General features: G+C 60.2%; 19 protein-coding genes, 1 tRNA gene and 1 pseudogene. 10 read left to right on the top strand and 11 right to left on the bottom strand.

Annotated elements, in window-relative coordinates; all coding sequences use genetic code 11:
• Positions 1-305: 305 nt before the first annotated feature.
• The 5 genes from AruPA_RS15950 to AruPA_RS15930 are packed head-to-tail and all read left to right on the top strand — an operon-like array spanning position 306 to position 3,808.
• The gene (locus AruPA_RS15950; RefSeq protein WP_265637756.1) at positions 306-2,564 is read left to right on the top strand and encodes a hypothetical protein; all 2,259 of its coding nucleotides are present in this window, start codon (positions 306-308) and stop codon (positions 2,562-2,564) included.
• A 4-nt stretch (positions 2,565-2,568) separates the two neighbouring features.
• Positions 2,569-2,922, top strand: a complete 354-nt coding sequence (locus AruPA_RS15945) for a hypothetical protein (protein WP_265637755.1) — start codon at positions 2,569-2,571, stop codon at positions 2,920-2,922.
• Between the two features lie 16 nt (positions 2,923-2,938).
• Complete coding sequence (locus AruPA_RS15940; RefSeq protein ID WP_265637754.1) at positions 2,939-3,160, top strand: hypothetical protein; 222 nt, start codon at positions 2,939-2,941, stop codon at positions 3,158-3,160.
• Position 3,161: 1 nt separating this feature from the next.
• Entirely contained in the window at positions 3,162-3,551 is a 390-nt protein-coding gene (locus tag AruPA_RS15935; RefSeq protein WP_265637753.1) for a hypothetical protein, read from the top strand.
• A complete protein-coding gene (locus AruPA_RS15930) occupies positions 3,548-3,808 on the top strand; it encodes a hypothetical protein (protein WP_265637752.1) in 261 nt (86 codons plus the stop codon). The genes AruPA_RS15935 and AruPA_RS15930 overlap by 4 nt, the downstream gene beginning before the upstream one ends.
• On the opposite strand, the gene AruPA_RS15925 is transcribed toward AruPA_RS15930, so the two are convergent.
• Genes AruPA_RS15925 through AruPA_RS15910 form a run of 4 tightly spaced genes read right to left on the bottom strand, consistent with a single transcriptional unit; the run spans position 3,798 to position 8,606 of the window.
• Positions 3,798-5,981 carry an RNA degradosome polyphosphate kinase gene (locus AruPA_RS15925; protein WP_265637751.1) on the bottom strand — a complete coding sequence of 728 codons (2,184 nt, stop codon included), beginning with the start codon at positions 5,979-5,981 and terminating at the stop codon, positions 3,798-3,800. The genes AruPA_RS15930 and AruPA_RS15925 overlap by 11 nt on opposite strands.
• 30 nt (positions 5,982-6,011) lie before the next feature.
• A complete protein-coding gene (locus AruPA_RS15920) occupies positions 6,012-6,764 on the bottom strand; it encodes a DnaA ATPase domain-containing protein (RefSeq protein WP_265637750.1) in 753 nt (250 codons plus the stop codon).
• On the bottom strand, positions 6,757-7,851 hold the full coding sequence (locus AruPA_RS15915; RefSeq protein ID WP_265637749.1) for an AI-2E family transporter: 1,095 nt from the start codon (positions 7,849-7,851) through the stop codon (positions 6,757-6,759). The genes AruPA_RS15920 and AruPA_RS15915 overlap by 8 nt, the downstream gene beginning before the upstream one ends.
• A complete protein-coding gene (locus tag AruPA_RS15910; RefSeq protein ID WP_265637748.1) occupies positions 7,848-8,606 on the bottom strand; it encodes a CDP-alcohol phosphatidyltransferase family protein in 759 nt (252 codons plus the stop codon). The genes AruPA_RS15915 and AruPA_RS15910 overlap by 4 nt, the downstream gene beginning before the upstream one ends.
• On the opposite strand from AruPA_RS15910, the gene purM reads away from it, so the two are divergent.
• The 4 genes and pseudogenes from purM to AruPA_RS21825 form a co-directional block, all read left to right on the top strand.
• Positions 8,575-9,645 carry a phosphoribosylformylglycinamidine cyclo-ligase gene (purM, locus tag AruPA_RS15905; RefSeq protein WP_265637747.1) on the top strand — a complete coding sequence of 357 codons (1,071 nt, stop codon included), beginning with the start codon at positions 8,575-8,577 and terminating at the stop codon, positions 9,643-9,645. The two genes, AruPA_RS15910 and purM, sit on opposite strands and share 32 nt — an antisense overlap.
• Complete coding sequence (gene purN, locus AruPA_RS15900) at positions 9,642-10,262, top strand: phosphoribosylglycinamide formyltransferase (protein WP_265637746.1); 621 nt, start codon at positions 9,642-9,644, stop codon at positions 10,260-10,262. Before purM ends, purN begins: the two co-directional genes overlap by 4 nt.
• Before the next feature lie 89 nt (positions 10,263-10,351).
• Positions 10,352-10,513, top strand: coding sequence for a hypothetical protein (locus AruPA_RS15895; protein ID WP_265637745.1), 162 nt, complete (start codon positions 10,352-10,354; stop codon positions 10,511-10,513).
• A gap of 404 nt (positions 10,514-10,917) precedes the next feature.
• Positions 10,918-11,733 (top strand): annotated as a pseudogene (locus AruPA_RS21825) (transposase); the annotation flags it as partial.
• Positions 11,734-11,902: 169 nt separating this feature from the next.
• Here AruPA_RS21825 and AruPA_RS15875 read toward each other — a convergent pair.
• From AruPA_RS15875 to AruPA_RS15860, 4 genes are all read right to left on the bottom strand, one after another.
• Positions 11,903-11,977 (bottom strand) — tRNA-Val (locus AruPA_RS15875).
• 56 nt (positions 11,978-12,033) lie between these two features.
• Positions 12,034-12,591 (bottom strand): hypothetical protein, encoded by a 558-nt coding sequence (locus AruPA_RS15870; RefSeq protein ID WP_265637741.1) that lies wholly within the window; start codon positions 12,589-12,591, stop codon positions 12,034-12,036.
• Complete coding sequence (locus tag AruPA_RS15865) at positions 12,588-13,616, bottom strand: cyclopropane-fatty-acyl-phospholipid synthase family protein (protein ID WP_265637740.1); 1,029 nt, start codon at positions 13,614-13,616, stop codon at positions 12,588-12,590. Before AruPA_RS15865 ends, AruPA_RS15870 begins: the two co-directional genes overlap by 4 nt.
• 91 nt (positions 13,617-13,707) lie before the next feature.
• Complete coding sequence (locus AruPA_RS15860; protein WP_265637739.1) at positions 13,708-14,505, bottom strand: DUF1295 domain-containing protein; 798 nt, start codon at positions 14,503-14,505, stop codon at positions 13,708-13,710.
• Positions 14,506-14,605: 100 nt separating this feature from the next.
• Between AruPA_RS15860 and moaB the strand changes: the two genes are divergently transcribed.
• Positions 14,606-15,154 (top strand): molybdenum cofactor biosynthesis protein B, encoded by a 549-nt coding sequence (gene moaB, locus AruPA_RS15855; RefSeq protein ID WP_265637738.1) that lies wholly within the window; start codon positions 14,606-14,608, stop codon positions 15,152-15,154.
• A gap of 86 nt (positions 15,155-15,240) precedes the next feature.
• Here moaB and AruPA_RS15850 read toward each other — a convergent pair whose 3' ends face one another.
• From AruPA_RS15850 to AruPA_RS15840, 3 genes are all read right to left on the bottom strand, one after another.
• The gene (locus AruPA_RS15850; RefSeq protein ID WP_265637737.1) at positions 15,241-15,636 is read right to left on the bottom strand and encodes an OmpA family protein; all 396 of its coding nucleotides are present in this window, start codon (positions 15,634-15,636) and stop codon (positions 15,241-15,243) included.
• 120 nt (positions 15,637-15,756) lie between these two features.
• Positions 15,757-16,572: a 3-deoxy-8-phosphooctulonate synthase gene (gene kdsA / locus AruPA_RS15845; protein ID WP_265637736.1), complete on the bottom strand. Its 816-nt coding sequence runs from the start codon at positions 16,570-16,572 to the stop codon at positions 15,757-15,759.
• A gap of 169 nt (positions 16,573-16,741) precedes the next feature.
• On the bottom strand, positions 16,742-18,373 hold the full coding sequence (locus AruPA_RS15840) for a CTP synthase (protein WP_265637735.1): 1,632 nt from the start codon (positions 18,371-18,373) through the stop codon (positions 16,742-16,744).
• Between the last annotated feature and the right edge of the window lie 24 nt (positions 18,374-18,397).

Below are 18,397 nucleotides of genomic sequence, written 5' to 3'. Positions count from 1 at the left end.
GGCGTCGTCAGGAAATAGCTTCTGAAATTCGGGGAGCGATTGGGGAAAAGCCAGTTCGTCACGCTGGTGAATGTCAATGGCCGCCATGGCGGGGGCCACTAGCCCTAGTGGGTGTCTGAGTCAACCGGATAGGCACGCAATCAACCAACAAGCGTGAGCATTAGCGCAGGGTCTGGCACGCTGGCGTTGAATGGCGGCGTCAGTCCACCGCAGGCGACAGCGACACAGGTCGCATTCTCGATCAGTAATACGGTAAGCCCGACGACGGGCTGGCAAACAGCGGCAATTATCGATAACAACACCGTTTGGGCGATCTACGCGACAGTGCCAGCGTCAGCCGGAACCTATTACATCTGGGTCGAGACGACGAGCGGAACGAATGCCGTCGTTTCATCGTTCTCGATTCAGGTAACTTGACGATGGCATTAATGGTGGTTGCGAGTGGTAGTCCCCTCGTTTCGTCGACCGGACGGATTTTGACAACTGCTTTAGGGGCGACTGGGTCCGGTGTACCGGGGCCAACTGTGTTTTCAGGGCCTGATCCATCAGCAATAACGGGGCTCGCGGGGTGGTGGGACGCCGGCGCGCTGAATGGCGTCCTAGATCTGAACGGCAATGCCGTGGGTTCGTTCAATGCCACCGTCGGTTCTCTCGCAGATAAATCGGGTCAAGGCACCGCACTGGTGCCATTTCACTATTTTATCAATGCAGCGCCTAATCCTACGCTTGTCGTACCGCGTGTCAACGGTTTTCTTGGCGCCATTGGAAGTCCCAATGCTAGCATTGCGCAGTACGGACCTAGCCTCGACCCCGATTGGGGGCTGTCGCTGGCATCACTCAATTTGAGCAATGCTACAGAGTGGACAGTATACCTAGTATGGACCCGGCCGAATTGGCGGCAGGGTACTTACCAGGTCAATAACGATCCGGCACCGCTGATCCACGATATGGCAACCGGGACCACGGTGATGCAGGCAGCTGGCCCAACAGGTGTTGGACTGGTCCTGTTTGCTAATACACCCCATAGCGTGACGGTCGCACCGATATTGGCACGCCGTCATAGCCACGCGCTGATCTTGCGTAACACACCTGGTTTGGGCCTGGATGTGTGGCTCGATGGTGTGCTGGTAGTGAAAGCGGCGACAAATCCGTTGCCTGCGTCCAGCGGTGGCCAGGTTTTGCTGTTCCATGATGGTACGGCGCAGGGTTCGGCACAATGCTGGTTCCATGAAGCGGCTCACTGGGCACGGGCATTGGATGCTGTTGACATCGCGACGCTGATCGCATGTCAGGGGCGATGGGTGCTCGGAAGTCGACGTGGCGTCAATCTTTTGGTGATGGGTCAGTCTAACGCGGAGTGGTTTGTCCAGTCGGGCGCCCCGCTCGCGCTTGCGCGCGGTGTGGCTTGGTATCTTGGGGCGGCTGCGTGGGCCGCGACATCTTTGCAGTCTGGGAGTTTTATCAGCCCGGCGCGCTACTCAATGGTCTCGGGCCACCCGATCTCGAACTCGTCGCCGCCGCTGTTTCCTCCGGGCGTTGGCAGTGGAACATTCTTAACCAATCCGGGGGATGGGTCGGCGCCATCCACCTGGAGCCTCGGACCGGATGGTCAGGCACTGACCGCTTATCTAACGGGCGCCCAGGCCCTGGTTTCAGGCGCAGATTTAAGCGATATCGCCTTTTTGCTCTGGCCTTGGTCTGAGCAAGACAGCACAATGCCCTACTCAAACAAGGCCCTTTATAAAGGTAGTGTCGTTCAGCTTGCGAATGCGACGCGCGGTTTGTTCGGACGGTCTGCCGCGCAGATGCCGCTTTTGATGTGGAGCGCTATTCCATACGAAACCGATGCTGGCGTCCAGATGGTGCGCGAAAGTGTATTCGATCTTGCGCAGGACCCAACACAGGGTATTCAGACGTTTGTCTCCCAGACGGCCGATTCCAATCCGCTCAATGCAACATGGAATCCCTTGACTGGAACATTTGCCGGCGGCGACCCGCAGCATCGTGATCAACCCGATTTGTTGCGCTATGGTCAGATCGGTGCACATGTGGCGGCGCGAGCAATGATTGCGCTGGGACTATCGGACACGATTGCACCAGCTGCGTTGCCGGCAAGTGGACTGCCAGTCGCGGGTGGACCGAGTATTGTTCATGCATATCAGTCAATGCCGACAGAGGTTGTTCTGACGATCAAGCATGATGCGGGAACTGATTTGATTGTGCCGCTCCAAGCCCTTAATGGTGCGGGATTTGCCGTGATGGACGGCGGCACCGTGGCCAATCCGGGCCCGATTATAAATGCCATTGCGGCAACACGGATCGATGCGACGCATGTTTCAGTTACATTGGCGCGACCACCGGCCAGTCCGGCCAGCGAATGCCTATTCTATTATCCATACGGCAGTACTCAAATTGGCAGAGGTGATGCAGTGACCGACAATTTATCGCAAGTTACACCGCCGATTGGCTGGTCGATCGCGGATGATCTTGGTGCATCATTCTCCATCAATATGCCACTTCAAGCAACAGCGTACGGCGTGCCGTTGACGATAGTTCCAAACTAAAGATATGGCGGATGATGCGATCGCGCTTCTGCGCGATGCTATGGCGGACCTGCGATCCGAGGTCGGGCTGTTGCAGACGGAAGTGGCCTCGGCGCGCAGGGATATTGCAGCCGTCGAGGCACGTCATATGGCACTGGAGACTTGGCGTAGCCGGTTCGAAATGCAGGTTGCGACCGCACAGGACCGGTTCGTCGGCAAAAGCGATGAACTGGTCAAGGAGTTATCACGATTTCATGCCGACCTTGCCCAGTTCCGGGGTGAACAGTCGGGTGGTCATCGGGTCACAATGATTGTTGTGGGACTGCTTTCAGCGGTGATCGGTAGTATTGCGACGCACCTTATGCACTCGGTGTCATGATCGGCATGCATTCAATATGAGACGTATATTAGCGGAACTCATCTCTGATTCGAATGGTCGCGCCGACGAATTGGCTGTGTTGTCGATCGTCGGGGTGCTCAGCTTTATTGGGCTCGAGTTATTCGCTGTTCTGGTGCGGCACCAGGCGTTTGAGCCTGAGCGGTTCGGCATGGGGCTAGGTTCGGCGATTGCCGCTGGGGCAATCGGCATGGGATTGAGTTCACGGTTTGGAGGCTAAAATGCCGGCATTGCTTGCATCATACCTAACGCGATTTCTGCCCTGGTTGATTGGCGGTTTGTGCGTGATCGGTTGTTTGATTTATGTCTGGTATCTTCGCGATCAGCTCAGGACCGCGCAGGGGGACATCGCCTCAGCGCAATCGACGATCGTCCAGCTTAGTGCAATTAACCAACAGAATCTGGTTGCCTTGAAAGTCCTGCGCGCGGAGGATGCGGCCTGGCAGGCAACACTTGCGACGACCTTGGCAAGCGACAGCCAGATCACGCGCTTCACCGATGGCTTGCTTCAAACAATTGCGACAGCGCCAGCGAAAAATGATGCCGCGGTGGCGCCAGTTTTGGCAGACACTCTCGCATCTATCGCCCAAACACAAGGAGTGCCTCGATGATCAGATTGATACTGATGTGCTGCCTCATAACAGGGTGTACTGTGGGCAAGCCTGTCACCATCACCAAAATCAAGTTGGTGCAGCCGGTAATTCCAACAGCGTTATTGACTTGCCCTGGAAGCCCGGTTGTACCTGTGGCAACGCGGCAGTCGCAGGTCGCTGAATATATTGCCGCGTTGTGGCGGGCGCATGCGATTTGTTTCGATCATCTGGCCGCGGTGAGACAGACCTTGCAGGTACCGTTCGCTACTCATTGATCAGAAATGTTTTGCGATATCGATTGCGTTCGCGCTGCTGATGGTTAATCGGGCTACGCAAGGCGGAGCCCCGGCCTGACAGTGAAGGATTGGTCATGAAATACTCGTGGGCGGATACCGGGTGCGATCCCTGTGGTATTTTTGACCAGTTACCGTCTGCGCTGAGGGTCCAGGAATCGACATCGTCACGCAGGTTGACCGCCATGATTTGGTCAAGCACTTGTGCGTGCACAGTAGCATTATGGATCGGGACAAAGGTTTCGACCCGCCAATCCATGTTCCGAGCCATCCAATCGGCGCTCGATATAAAAACCTTGTTTTCCCGGCACGGCATGTCAGCACCGTTGGCGAATACTGCAATACGTGCGTGCTCCAGGAACCTGCCGATGATCGATTTGACCTGTATGGTCTCGGATAGTCCTGGCACACCAGGTCGGAGGCAGCAGATGCCGCGTATGACGCAGATGATCCGCACACCTGCGGTCGACGCCCGGTAAAGGTGGTCGATCAGTCGCTCGTCGACGAGCGAATTCAGTTTCAACCAGATGCCCGATGGCCGGCCGACTTTCGCGGCCGCAATTTCGGAATCAATTAAAGCCTCGATCGTTCGGCGTGTGCTGATCGGGCTGAAAGCCAATTGGTCCATGTGCTCGGGGCGCGCGTAGCCGGTCATATAATTGAACAATCGAGCGGAATCGCGGGTGAGTTCAGGATCGCAGGTGAAGAACGATAGATCGGTGTAGATGCGCGCCGTGATCGGGTGGTAATTACCGGTACCGAAATGGGCGTAGGCTCGCATGGCACTGCCTTCGCGACGAACGACCAGAGAAAGTTTGGCGTGGGTTTTCAGCCCAAGAAAGCCGTACACGACCTGCACGCCCGCAGCTTCCAGCGTGCGGGCCAGACGGATGTTCGCTTCTTCATCGAAGCGGGCGCGTAGCTCGACCATCGCGGTGACGCTTTTGCCAGATTCCGCGGCTTCGATCAGTGCGCCCACAATCGGGGAGTCGCGGCTGGTGCGGTACAGGGTCTGTTTGATTGCGACCACATTGGGGTCGCCCGCTGCCTGGCGAAGGAATTGCACGACCACGTCGAAGCTTTCGAACGGATGATGGACGATGATGTCCTTGTTGCGAATGGCAGCGAAGCAGTCGCCGCCGAAATCGCGAATGCGTTCGGGAAAGCGGGGCGTGTAGGCGGGAAACAACAGTTCGGGGCGATCATCGACGATCATTTCCTTCAGATCGACCAATCCGAGCATTCCGGCTTCGATGAACAATTCATCGTCGGGAGCCTCAACTTCGTCGATCACGAAGCTCTGCAGATCTTCCGGCATGTTCGCCGCAAGGGTCAGTTGGATCGCGGCACCACGGCGCCGTCGTTTCAGGGCTGTTTCATAGGATTGCACAAGATCTTCGGCCTCCTCCTCGAACTCGACATCGGTATCGCGCGAAACGCGGAACAGCCCAGAGCCAGCGTGGCGAAACCCATGAAACAGCCGGTCAAGAAATAGAGAGACCAGATCTTCCAGCACAACGAACCGGATTATGGCGGATGATGCATCCGGTAGGCGGATGAAGCGACGGATCTGGGCAGGGAGTGGGATCAGCGCACGCATCACCCCGGCATCGTCTTCGCGGACCAGTTTGAGGGCGAGCACCAGACCCATATTTGGAACAAAAGGAAATGGATGTGCTGGGTCGATCGCGAGCGGCGTGAGAACGGGAAAGACTCGTTCCATAAAATAACTGTCGAGGAATTTGCGATCTTCACCACTCAGATCGGTGGTGCCAATAATAGTGAGCCCGACGGCAGCGAGTTCGGCGCGCAATTTAGCCAGAACCTGTTGCTGGGCTTCCCGCAGACCGCGGGCACAGCGATTCACCTCGGCGAGTTGCTGGGTCGGTGTCTGCCCGTCGGATGAATGCAGGGCAAGCCCGGCGCGGGCTTGACCGATCAGACCTGCCACGCGGACCGAATAAAATTCGTCGAGATTTGATGCACTAATCGACACGAAGCGAAGACGTTCCAGTAATGGATAGCGGCTGTTTTCAGCCGCGCCGACCACGCGCAAATTAAAGTCAAGCCAAGAGAGCTCCCGGTTGATGAACCGACCCGGGTCTTCGATCGTGATCGGTGCGTCGCTTGCACAGATGTGCGTATTCTGATCCATTACATCATGTTGGCACGAATTGCCGCAGCGCTAAAGCAGCGATGGCGTTTCCAGTCCATGAAATTCACGGGGGCGGCCCGGCTGCGGACCCAATTGGTCCTCTTCCGGCGGATCGGCGAGTTCACCGAGGAGTCGTTCGGCGATGCGGCGGGACGGCGCTGTGCCGAGCGCGAGCGCATAACGATCGAGCCGGGCGATTGCCTCGCGCAACACGGCGGGGCGGCGGGGCAGGCGGCCCAGCAGAAATTGCTGGACCGATGAAGAAATGGTCATTTGCCGAGCGGCGGCGAGGCGGACGAGCATGGCATCGAGCAATGCAGGTTCGGCGGGTTCGATCTGGATGGTCAGACTGGCGCGCAAGCGGCTCGCAAGATCGCCGAGCTCGATGGCAAGTCGCGCGGGTGGCGTCCGGCTTGTCATCAGAACAGGTTGCCGGCCTGCCGCCGCTTGTTCCAATGTCGCGAACAAGGCGACTGGGGCGGCCATCGCGTCGATATCCTCGATCACGATCGCCGCACGCGATGACGATAAGGTTTGGCGCAGTTGCGATGCCTCAACGAGTTCTGCTGCATGCGTCGCACGCCAAAGATGGGAGAGGTGGCTCTTGCCACAGCCTGCGTCCCCCCACAACACCAAGCGGTTGTTGACCCAGCTGGATGGGGTAGCGAGAGCCACTCTTGCTGCCTGGTTTGATCGAGCCTCGATAAAATCTGCTGCGGCGAATTGATCGGGTTCATCAAACGGCAACGCCAGTTGGCGTGTGGCGGTTGTGTTGTCAGGCACTGGGTTTCGGCGGTTCCAGATAGAGGGAGCTCTGTAAATAATGATGCAACCAGAAGCGCGCCAGCACACCGAGTGTTGCGGTAACCGGCACCGCAAGCATGACGCCGAGAAAACCGAAGGTCTCGGCGCCGGCAAACAGGGCAAAGATCACCCATACGGCAGAGAGCCCAAGGCGATCGCCAAGGAACCTTGGCGCTACAACGTAATCGTTCAGTAGCTGACCCACCACGAAAATGAGGGCAATGACGAGGACGTGGTCGAGCCCGCTGAACTGGCCCAGAGCCAGAACAATTGAAGAGACGGCCCCAACGATCGTGCCGACGTAAGGAATAAACGACAGCAGCCCGGCCGTGAGTCCCACGACCAGACCGAGATTCAAGCCCGCGATACTAAGCGCGGCGGCGTAGAAGACTGCCAGAAACAGGCAGCATATGGCTTGGCCACGTAACCAGGCATTCAGAATTCGGCTTATTTCCTGGCAGAGATTTCGAATGACACTCTCTTGAGAGCGCGGTAGCCATGAGTCGATCCGCGCGACCACGAACGGCCAATCACGCAGGAAATAGAACGCGACGATTGGTGTGATGATCAGCAGCGTCAGAATATTGATCAACACAAAGCCAGTGCCCACCACGCGCCGCGCTGCCGTGCCGACGAAACCCATGAGCGTTCCGGCTTCGTTGCTGACCAGCGACTTAAGTTTGCTTGAAACGAAGCCCTGACCGAATTTCTGTTGAATATTGTTGATTTCATGAGTCGCGAATTTCTGCAAATTTTCCACCATGCCAGGCAATTGCTGGGATAGCAGCCCGATCTGCGCAGAAATGAGAGGGTAGAGCAGCAGAATGCAGAGCGCCGCCCCGGCGATCAACGCCAGCAGCATGATCGCAGTGCCGAGCGAGCGCGGAATGCGCAGGCGTGACAATGCTGAAACGGCCGGGTCAAGGAAATAGGCGATGCCGGCGGCGGCAACGAACGGCAGCAAGATTGAGGAAAACAGCCGTAAGAAAATAATAGCCAAAACTACCGCCGCGCCGATCGCTATGAAACGTTGCCAGCGAGGTCCCGTCTCGATCCGTCCGCTCATACCAATCTGCTGCCCCGCATGACGTAAGCCCCCCCTGAAATCAACGTGGTCAGCGCGACGAGACCAATCAGCGTTAACCGTATATACGGTGGATGCACGGCGAAGCCAGCATCGGCAAGAGAAACGCCTACGAGCATGATTTGAGCGACGCTGTTCAGCTTGGAGATGATCAGCGGCCGGATGGTAACGGTGCGCCCGAGCAAACGGAGCAAGCCGATACCGCCGATAATCACGGCATCACGAAATACCACCAGGATCGTGAGCCATAACGGCAGCAAACCGATGGCAGCCAGCGTAATAAACATTGATGTCAGCAGCAGTTTGTCGGCCAACGGATCGAGCAATGTGCCCAGGATGGACGGTCCCTGGCGCCGCGCGAGCCACCCATCCAGCGCGTCGGTCAGGCCCGCAAGCACGAAAAGTATCGCCGCGATGGCGCACTCACCGCGCAGAACCAACCAGATTGCGATCGGAACTGCACAGATCCGGCCGAACGTCAGCACGTTCGGAAGTGTCACAACTTCGGTTGAAGCGCCGAATGCGCTACCATGGCGATTTATGCCGTCTGGCATGATTGATCTTCGTGGTTGCGCTGGTTCCGGCGTTGTGGTGATAACCACGCCGAATGCAGCGTGCGCTGCCGTCCGCTGTCGAACGACGTATCGTAGGTGACGGTTGCGCGCCGGTTGTTCATAAATGACGATTAGCGCATCGGAGACGTGGATGACCAGAAGCGACGGCAGGAACGGCGTCACCTATCGCGATTCTGGCGTCGACATTGAGGCCGGCGACGAATTGGTCGATCGGATAAAGCCACTGGCGAAGGCAACAGCCAGGGCAGGTGTCATCGGCGGTATCGGCGGGTTCGGCGCGCTGTTCGACCCCAAGGCGGCTGGCTTCGTCGACCCCGTATTAGTCGCAACCACAGATGGGGTCGGCACCAAGCTCCGTCTCGCCATCGACACCGGCATTCATGACACGGTCGGGATAGATCTGGTCGCCATGTGCGTCAACGATCTGGTGGTGCAGGGCGCGGAGCCGCTGTTTTTTTTGGATTATTTCGCGACCGGCAAGCTTGATCCGGCGATAGCAGCCCGCGTCATCGCCGGGATCGCCGAGGGCTGTCATCAAGTCGGCTGCGCTCTCACCGGCGGTGAAACCGCCGAGATGCCGGGTATGTACGGCAGCGGCGATTACGATCTGGCCGGTTTCGCCGTCGGTGCCGCCGAGCGCGGCACTTTGCTCCCTGACCGAGTTGCCCCTGGCGACATACTCCTCGGATTGCCGAGTTCCGGCGTGCATTCCAATGGCTTTTCGCTGGTGCGGCGTATTATAGACAGTGTCGGGATCAAATTAGACGATGCGGCGCCGTTTTCACGGGGGCAAACCCTGGGTGCCGCGCTCATGGTGCCGACGGCTCTATACGTTCATCCTGTGCTTGCCCTGGCGCGGGCCGGTGTCCTCCGGGCCGCTGCCCATATCACCGGCGGGGGGCTGCCCGGCAACTTACCGCGCGTGTTGCCTGAAGGCTGTGCGGCCCTGATCGACCAGCCCTGGGCGATTCCGCCGGTGTTTGGCTGGTTGGCCGGTGCCGGCGGCGTATCATCCACCGAGATGCTGCGGGTTTTCAATTGCGGGATCGGGATGGTGCTTGTAGTCCGCGAGACCGATTGCGATCACGCGATCAAGCTGCTGTTGGGCCAAGGCGTGGCACCGTGCCATCTCGGGCGCGTTATTCCCACTGACGGTCCCGCCGCAGTCCATATCACCGATCCCGACGCTTTGTTTGCATGAAGCCACGCGTCGGCGTTCTGATCTCGGGGCGTGGGTCGAATATGCAGGCATTGATCCGTGCTGCGGCCAATGCCGATTACCCGGCCGAGGTCGCGCTCGTCATCTCAAACCGCGCGGATGCCGTCGGCCTCGACATTGCGCGCCAGCACGGGATCGCCGCCAGGGCAATTCCAAGCCGCAATTTCCGTACTGATCGGGCTGGGCACGAAGTCCAAATCCACGAGGCTCTTATAGGCGCCGGGTGCACCATCGTTTGCCTTGCAGGATACATGCGGCTGTTGACGCCCGAGTTCGTGACGCTGTGGGCAGGACGCATGTTGAATATCCATCCCTCACTACTGCCTGCGTTTCCCGGTCTCGATACCCACGCGCGCGCTTTGGCGGCCGGCGTAAAAATCCACGGCTGCACCGTGCATCTTGTAACGGCTGCAATGGATGAGGGGCCGATATTAGCGCAGGCCGCTGTTCCCGTCCTGCCGGATGATACAGAAACGGTACTGGGTGACCGCGTGCTCACGCAGGAACATATCATCTACCCAATGGCGCTGCTTCACTACATCGACAGCAAGCCCACCCACCCTGAATCGGTCGCTGCTCTGCTCAGCCCTTGCGCTTGACGCCAAGACGCAATAACCATTCAGAGTGTCACGAAAGCGTGTGACGCGACAGTAAGTGGATGGGATTCGAAAGGGTCAAGGCGGTAATGATGGCTGATACTGATACACCGAACAACCTCCCCATCGGTCTGGAGCAGCTCGAACGAGGCAGCCAGGCGGGCTGGAACGGTTTCACCCGCTTTTTGGTCGTGACTGTCATAAGTTTAGTTGTGATTCTGCTCTTGATCGCTGCATTCACAGTCTGGAGTTGAGCAAGACGCGGCTCGCGCCACACATTGAACCTGGCTTTAGCTTTCATCCGTCCATATCTTGGGCTATTAGAACAATTTTTGATCTAATTGATGATGGCAGGTCGCGGTAGCGACGAAGCATCCGCGAAAGAACATCACGGTTGGCGTAAGAGCGGCAAGCCGTGCCGTGTATGCCTAAACCAAATGCTGTGTTGGGCCAAAGCCGTTTTTACGTGCGATTTTGGCAAACTGACGGGCCTCCTATAGCGCGGTGTGGCCATACTGCCATCGGGTGGACGGATTCCCTGGCGGTCCGTCACACACTTACCAAGATCTTGAACCTCGTTAACGAAACTGCATTAAAGAGCTGTTTGAGAACCCGTGTGATGCTGGTGCACGCGCTGGTGATGGAGATTATCTGACTGCTGCGCGGTGGAGTTGCGAAGCTCACTCGAACCCGAGAGGCCCCGAGGACCGACAACAGACCGCCTTTGGCTGAGTTGCTGGCGAAAACCGGCGATGCAGATTGCCTGCGCCGCGGGGCGCAAGCTGTAGTGTGACTGCTTATGGACGCCGACTTGGAAGGTCTGATCGGCGCCGGGCGCCATGAGCGGGCTGACGGGCGCACAACCTACCGCAACGGCTACCGCGACTGCTCCCTTGACACCCAGCTTGGCAATCTGCAGCTGCACATCCCCAAGCCGCGGCAGAGCGCTTGCGTTCCGCCCTTCTTCGAGCCCAGGAAGACGTCCGAGCATGCCCTGGCACGGTGATCCGGGGTTGAACCGTGAACCGGATCGACGGGTTGGTGGCGTTTCCACCCGACGCGTCGACGACCTGGTACAGGCCATGGGGCTGAGCGGCATCGGCAAGCGCACGGTGAGCAAACTGTGCAAGGATATTGACGAGCGGGTGGACGCCTTCATCAAGAGCCTGGTGCGCGCGGCCTGAGCCCGATGAAGCTGGTCATCTCCGACTCGCACAAGGGTCTCAAGGCCACCGCCCGCCGGGTCATGGGCACGTCCTGGCAATCATTCCGCGTTCACTGCATTCGCAACGCCCTGGCCTATGTCGACAACGGCCAGCAGAGCATGGTCTCGGGCGCGCTCCGCGGGGCCTTCATTCAGCCTGACCGGGGTGGCGCCAGCCAGACTTTGCGCCACACCGCCGACCAGCATCGCGCCAAAGGGTCCAAGCGCGCCGTACACATCAATGACAGCGCGATCGACGTCCTCGCCCACTCCGTAGTTTTCACCACGTTGACAGACGTGATCCTCGTGACCTTGGGGCCCGATCTATGAAAATGCGGCCCATAGAATTCAAAGGTCCAATGCAGGATTGACTTTCAGTGAACTAAACTGGGGCGGGGCCAGATTTCCTGATAAGCGACCGTAGTCACTTCGGAAAATCTGGTGGGCGCGACAGGGATTGAACCTGTGACCCCCGCCGTGTGAAGGCGATGCTCTACCGCTGAGCTACGCGCCCGATCCAAGCGATGATCTAGCTTTACCCAAAGATAGACGCAAGAGGGTGCCACGCAGTCACGTGGCCTTCGTCGGGCGGGCGCTGGCGAAAGCGATACCGAGGAAGCCCACCAGGCATGCCACGCTGAAGCCGTTCAACGTGATCAGGCTCGAATACTCGGCCCCGCTATAGCGCTTCAGCGGCGCCCAGCTGCTGAACCGCAGCACGCCATACGCAATAAACGGCAAAGCTGCGATCGCGAGCGAGACGATACGTTCGCGTTGGTGAAACCCCAACGTGCCGAGCAGGACGCAGGGGATCAGGAACAGCGCGGTGCCCGACGCGAAGCCCAGCACCGCGCTGCACCACACCGTGTTCAGCACGCCCACCACAGTCAGCACCAGCCGGCCCGCCAGCCCGTTGCGCCGTGCGATGGCGGGCACCACGGCCCAGAACGGAAAGGAACACAGCGTCAGCAGGATGGACGGTGCGGCATCACGCCCGAGTACCGCCCAAAGATAGAGCGGATAGAACGGTGTGTTGCCAGCCAGCACCATCGCCACCTTGTTCAATGCGAGGGTCAGCGGGTCGTCATGCGCGATGTAACGGCCGAGTGCAGCAAACAGCGACGTCATCCGGCCGGGTGCAACCGGTAATGGCTCACCCCCCAGGCATCGCCGCCGCGATAGCCGAACAACCCTTCGGTCGCGAGAAAGAACAACCGCCAGCGGCGCTTCCACAAACCGGCATCGGCCCGGTAGACCGATTGCAGGATCTCATCGATCGCGCCTTCATTCCGGTCATAATTGTCGAGCCAGTCGCGGGCGGTGCGCGCATAATGCGTGCCGCTCCAGCGCCAGTCCGCCTCCAGCGTGAACAGGTCGGGAAACTGGGTGATCAGCCCGTGGCTCGGCATGATGCCGCCGGTGAAAAAATGCTGGGCGATCCAGTCCGCACGATCGTGATGATCGAACCGGTAGGTGCCGCGCCGGTGCGAAAACACGTGCAGGAACAATTTGCCCTCGGGCACCAGCCAGTGGCGGATGCGGCCGAGCAATTCGCGCCAGTTCGACATATGCTCGAACATCTCCACCGAAACCACCCGGTCGAACCGCGCATCGGTCTCGAAATCATTCATGTCGGCGGTGATGATCGTGAGGTTGTCAAAGCCGCGCGCCGCCGCCTGCGCCTCGATATGGGCGCGCTGGGAGGTCGAATTCGAAACCGCGGTAATGCGGGCTTCAGGGTAATGCTCGGCCATCCACAGGCTCAGCGAACCCCAGCCGCAGCCGAGTTCAAGAATCCGCTGGCCATCCGCCAGCCCCGCGTTGGCGCAGGTGCGCTCCAGCGCGGCAATCTCGGCCTCCGCCAGGGTGCTCTGGGCGCTGTCATAAAAACAGGCGGAATATTTCCGCCGCGGCCCTAGCACCAGGCTGAAAAACGCGGCCGGCACCTCGTAATGTTGCGCGTTCGCCGCATCGGCATGCAGCGCGATCGGCAGGCGCGCCATCTCCAGTGCAAATGCCCGCTCCGTCGTGTCCGACGCATCGGCCAGCTTCCGGTCGGTCCGCCCGACCAGCCCGGCGATGCCCTTGCGGGTCAGGCTGTCAGGAAGCGGGAGCCGTTCGGCGACATCGGCCATGGTGGCTGCGAAATTCATCAATCTCTCCGCTGGTTGGGGTCTATCCCGGAATACGCCGCAACACGACCATTGGATGACGCCCTATTGAAACGCGCCTGATCCCCGGTGATCACCGGCGCTTGGGCGGCAACGGAATCATCGGGCTCACACGCGCCTGATAATCGCGATAGGCGGCCCCGCGCGACTCCACCATTTCCCGCTCCAGCGGCGGCACGCCCGAGATTTTATCGAGCAGCACATACATGAACACCGGCCCGATCAAGGCGAGGAACCCCGGCCACCACCACCCGGACAGCGCGATCAGCGGGTAGCTCAGCCAGATCAGGAACTCGAAAAAATAGTTCGGATGGCGCGACCACCCCCACAACCCGGCCTCGCAGACCTTGCCCTTGTTCGATCTGTCGGCGCGAAACGCATGCATCTGCCGGTCGGCCAGCGCCTCACCGCCGATCGAGATCGCAAACACCGCAAGCCCCGCCACCGTCCAGCCAGACGACAGGGCATGCGGGCTATTGCCCGCGATCATCACACACAACGCCAACAGCCAGGCCACCACCGCCTGGATCATCAACAGGCCGAACATCCGCGATTCAAACGCAGCGCCCCACTCCGCGCGAAACCGCGCATAACGCGCATCCTCATGCGTGATCGCGCGCGTGCGCTGCACGATGTAGCCGCCCAACCGCGCCGCCCACAGCAACACCAGTGCTGCCACCAGCAATCGGCGCGCCAGCGGCGCCGGACCAATCGGCACCAGCGCGCCAATCGCCCCGGCAACGCCGGTGCCGAATGTCCAGAACGCATCGACCCAGCCGGAATTGCGCGTACGCTTCTGCGCCGCCCAGGCGCCGGCCATCACCAGAGCCAGAAACACCAGCAGTACGATCGCGAGACTGATATAACCCATCTGCCTTAAATTCATCGCCCCGGCACCCCGTCAAGAGGGCAGCTTCGGCGCCGCGGCAGAATGGCCTATAAACGCCACCAGCCCAACCAGGAGCCAAGTCATGTCCCGGATCGACGAAACCCGCCCCTTCATCCCTGTCTCCATCGCAATCATGACCGTGTCCGATACCCGGACCGCGGCGAACGATACCTCCGGCGATACGCTCGCCACCCGCATCAGCACCGCCGGCCACCACCTCGCCGATCGCACGATCCTGCGTGACGACGCGGACCTGATCGAAACCCAACTCCGCAGCTGGATCGCCAATCCCGCCATCGACGTCGTCATCACCACCGGCGGCACCGGTGTCACCGGCCGCGACGTCACCCCCGAAGCATTCGACCGCGTGCTCGACAAACACATCGAAGGCTTCGGCGAACTCTTCCGTATGCTCAGCTACCGGAAAATCGGTACGTCCACGATCCAGTCACGCGCCATCGGCGGCGTCGCCGGTGGCACCTATCTGTTCGCCCTGCCCGGCTCAACCGGTGCCGTCAGAGACGGCTGGGATGACATCCTGCTGTTCCAACTCGACTCCCGCCACCGCCCCTGCAACCTCGTCGAACTCATGCCCCGCCTGCAGGAACACCTCACCACGGCATCGCCGTAATGGCTTTGGGGTGGACATAGGGAGCAACGCCGGGCCGCGTTGCCTCTGGCCCTGTTTTCCCAGTCCAGGCCCCCACCCCGAAGCCATCAATGGCCGATCGTGATGGTGGCAGTGCGGCTGGCCTGCTGGCTGGCGGGCGGGCTGCCGACGGCACCGAGGCCTTCGGCAGAAACCCGGGTGGCGGGAACGCCATCGGTGATGAGTTGTGCGGCAACGGCGGAGGCGCGGGCGTTGGACAGTTTGATATTATCCGGCGTGCTGCCAACGGTGTCGGCGGCGCCGGAGACCGTAACGGGGCTGAGCGGGTAGTCGGCGGCGACTTTCGCGGCTTTCGCAATCACGCTGAGTCCGGGGCTGCGGAGCGTGGCGGAGTTCGGCTGAAAGAAGATCACGTAATTGCGGTCTGGATGCATGAACGGCAGATTGGCGCAACCGGCCAGAGCCAGCAGCGGCAGGGCGGACAAAGCGATCGAACGGCGCATGAAGATCTCCCGCGGGTTCATTCCCGGTATGGCATCGTTTCTGCCCGGTCTCAGCTTTCGCGACAAGCCGCTTTTATTGAGGGCGTCAGGACCACCCGCTGCCCGATTTCGCGTGTGGTCTCATTGCTTTGCCACCCGATCGAACTGCTGCAGCCGTGCCAGCAGGGCGGGCATCTGATCGAGCGGGATCATATTCGGCCCGTCGCTCGGGGCGTGGTCGGGGTCGGGGTGGCATTCGATGAAAAGCCCAGCACAGCCGACGGCGACTGCGGCGCGGGCCAGGATGGGAGCGAATTCGCGCTGGCCGCCGGATGATGTGCCCTGGCCGCCGGGTTGCTGGACGGAATGTGTGGCATCGAACACCACCGGATAACCGGTGCGCGCCATGATCGGCAAAGCGCGCAGGTCGCTGACCAGGGTATTATAGCCGAAGCTCGCGCCGCGTTCAGTCAGCAGGATGCGTTCATTGCCGGTGCTGGCGATTTTGGCGGCAACGTTGGTCATATCCCAGGGCGCCAGGAACTGCCCCTTTTTGATGTTGATGGCGCGGCCGGTGTGGCCGGCCGCAAGGAGCAGATCGGTCTGGCGGCAAAGGAACGCCGGGATTTGCAATACGTCGACCACTTCGGCGACCGGCGCGCATTGATGCGCATCATGCACGTCGGTCAGCACGGAAATGCCGAATTTGGCGCGGATATCCGCAAGGATCCTCAAGCCGAGATCCATGCCGACGCCGCGCCCCTTGCCGAGCGCGGTGCGGTTTGCCTTGTCGTAGCTCGATTTGAAAATCAGCCCGATGCCGAGTGTGCGCGTCATCGCAACCAGTTCGGCAGCCACCCCCATGGCATGCTCAGCACTTTCGATCTGGCAGGGGCCGGAGATCAGGGTGAAGGGCAGGTCGTTGCCGATGGTCAGGTCGCCGATGGTGACGCGCATGAGGTGCCTTGAGAAAAGAAGGGCAGGGTAGGCCTTCTTTTTTATAAAAAAGAAGCAAAAAATTTTCTTGAGCTAGGCCTGGGACTTTGACGCAGCCCACGGCCACGACCCAGCAAATAAAAGTTTTTTGGTTCTTTTTTACAAAAAAGAACCGCTTTCCTGCGCCTTTCTAAACCAACCGAGCCTGCCGCACCGCCGCCCCGATGAACCCGGCGAATAACGGGTGCGGATCAAACGGTTTGGATTTCAGTTCCGGGTGGTATTGCACACCGATGAACCAGGGGTGGTCGGGGTATTCGACGATTTCGGGGAGGATGCCGTCGGGGGAGAGGCCCGAGAAATGCAGGCCGGCGGCTTCCAGGGCTTCGCGGTAGTGGATGTTGACCTCGAAGCGGTGCCGGTGGCGTTCCTCGATCGTGGCGGCGTCGTCGTACACCGCGCGCGCCAGGCTGTGCGGTGCGAGGCTGGCGGGGAAGGCGCCGAGCCGCATAGTGCCGCCAAGGTCGCCTTCGGCCGCGCGGCGTTCGATTTCATTGCCGCGCGCCCATTCCGTCAGCAGCCCGACCACCGGCGTTTCGCAGGGGCCGAATTCGGTGGAGGAAGCGAGCGGCAGGTTGGCGAGGTTGCGGGCCGCCTCGATCACCGCCATCTGCATGCCAAAGCAGATGCCGAGGAAGGGGACCTTGCGTTCCCGGGCGAAACGGACCGCCTCGATCTTGCCTTCGGTGCCGCGTTCGCCAAAGCCGCCAGGCACCAGAATGCCGTGCACGCCGTCAAGCCGGGCGACGGCGCCGGGTTGCTCGAACACCTCGGAATCGACCCATTCGAGCTTGACCTTGATCCGGTTGGCGATGCCGCCGTGCGCCAGCGCTTCCGCCAGGGATTTATAGGAATCCAGCAGATTGGTGTATTTGCCCACCACCGCGATCTTCACTTCGCCTTCCGGCGCGTTGACGGTTTCGACTATGCGGCGCCAGCGCGAGAGATCGGGCGGCACGTCGTGCGGCAGGTTGAAATGGCGCAGCACTTCGCGGTCCATGCCGGCCTGGTGGTAGGAGATCGGCACTTCGTAGATGGTCGAGACATCGAGGGCGGGGACCACCGCCTCGGGGCGGACGTTGCAGAACAGGGCGATCTTGCGGCGTTCGCCATCGGGGATCGGCCGGTCGCAGCGGCAGATCAGCATTTGCGGCTGAATACCGACGTTGAGCAACTCCTTGACCGAATGCTGCGTTGGTTTGGTTTTCAACTCGCCGGCGCTGGGAATGTAGGGGACCAGCGTAAGGTGGACGAACATCGCGCCATCCGGGCCAAGCTCGTTGCCGAGCTGGCGGATCGCTTCGAGGAAGGGCAGCGACTCGATATCGCCCACCGTACCGCCGATTTCGACCAGCACGAAATCGAGCCCATCGGTGTCGTTCACCACCACCTGTTTGATCGCATCGGTGATGTGGGGAATCACCTGCACGGTGGCGCCGAGGTAATCGCCCCGCCGTTCGCGGGCGATGACCTCAGAATAGATCCGCCCGGTGGTGGCGTTGTCGGATTTGGTGGCGTGGACGCCGGTGAAGCGCTCGTAATGGCCGAGGTCGAGATCGGTTTCGGCGCCATCGTCGGTGACGAAGACTTCGCCGTGCTGATACGGGCTCATCGTGCCGGGATCGACGTTGAGATACGGGTCGAGCTTGCGCAACCGAACCTTGTAGCCGCGTGCCTGCAACAGCGCGCCGAGCGAAGCGGAAGCGATACCCTTGCCGAGCGAGGAGACCACGCCGCCGGTGATGAATACATACCGGGTCATGGACGGTCCCCATAACAGAGGGCG

Origin of the sequence: Acidiphilium sp. PA (assembly GCF_026191915.1) — a bacterium.
Lineage (GTDB): Bacteria > Pseudomonadota > Alphaproteobacteria > Acetobacterales > Acetobacteraceae > Acidiphilium.
The sequence above is the reverse complement of the archived record's forward strand: the minus strand, read 5'-3'. Positions and strand labels throughout refer to the sequence as shown.

Bases quoted from the DNA above. Each gene is read 5' to 3' on its own strand.
- AruPA_RS15930 (WP_265637752.1), top strand. From the start codon at position 3,548: ATGATCAGATTGATACTGATGTGCTGCCTCATAACAGGGTGTACTGTG.
- AruPA_RS15925 (WP_265637751.1), bottom strand. From the start codon at position 5,981: ATGGATCAGAATACGCACATCTGTGCAAGCGACGCACCGATCACGATC.
- AruPA_RS15915 (WP_265637749.1), bottom strand. From the start codon at position 7,851: ATGAGCGGACGGATCGAGACGGGACCTCGCTGGCAACGTTTCATAGCG.
- AruPA_RS15860 (WP_265637739.1), bottom strand. From the start codon at position 14,505: ATGGGTTATATCAGTCTCGCGATCGTACTGCTGGTGTTTCTGGCTCTG.
- AruPA_RS15865 (WP_265637740.1), bottom strand. From the start codon at position 13,616: ATGAATTTCGCAGCCACCATGGCCGATGTCGCCGAACGGCTCCCGCTT.
- AruPA_RS15850 (WP_265637737.1), bottom strand. From the start codon at position 15,636: ATGCGCCGTTCGATCGCTTTGTCCGCCCTGCCGCTGCTGGCTCTGGCC.
- moaB (WP_265637738.1), top strand. From the start codon at position 14,606: ATGTCCCGGATCGACGAAACCCGCCCCTTCATCCCTGTCTCCATCGCA.
- kdsA (WP_265637736.1), bottom strand. From the start codon at position 16,572: ATGCGCGTCACCATCGGCGACCTGACCATCGGCAACGACCTGCCCTTC.
- AruPA_RS15940 (WP_265637754.1), top strand. From the start codon at position 2,939: ATGAGACGTATATTAGCGGAACTCATCTCTGATTCGAATGGTCGCGCC.
- AruPA_RS15870 (WP_265637741.1), bottom strand. From the start codon at position 12,591: ATGACGTCGCTGTTTGCTGCACTCGGCCGTTACATCGCGCATGACGAC.
- AruPA_RS15895 (WP_265637745.1), top strand. From the start codon at position 10,352: ATGGCTGATACTGATACACCGAACAACCTCCCCATCGGTCTGGAGCAG.
- AruPA_RS15945 (WP_265637755.1), top strand. From the start codon at position 2,569: ATGGCGGATGATGCGATCGCGCTTCTGCGCGATGCTATGGCGGACCTG.
- purM (WP_265637747.1), top strand. From the start codon at position 8,575: ATGACCAGAAGCGACGGCAGGAACGGCGTCACCTATCGCGATTCTGGC.
- AruPA_RS15840 (WP_265637735.1), bottom strand. From the start codon at position 18,373: ATGACCCGGTATGTATTCATCACCGGCGGCGTGGTCTCCTCGCTCGGC.
- AruPA_RS15935 (WP_265637753.1), top strand. From the start codon at position 3,162: ATGCCGGCATTGCTTGCATCATACCTAACGCGATTTCTGCCCTGGTTG.
- purN (WP_265637746.1), top strand. From the start codon at position 9,642: ATGAAGCCACGCGTCGGCGTTCTGATCTCGGGGCGTGGGTCGAATATG.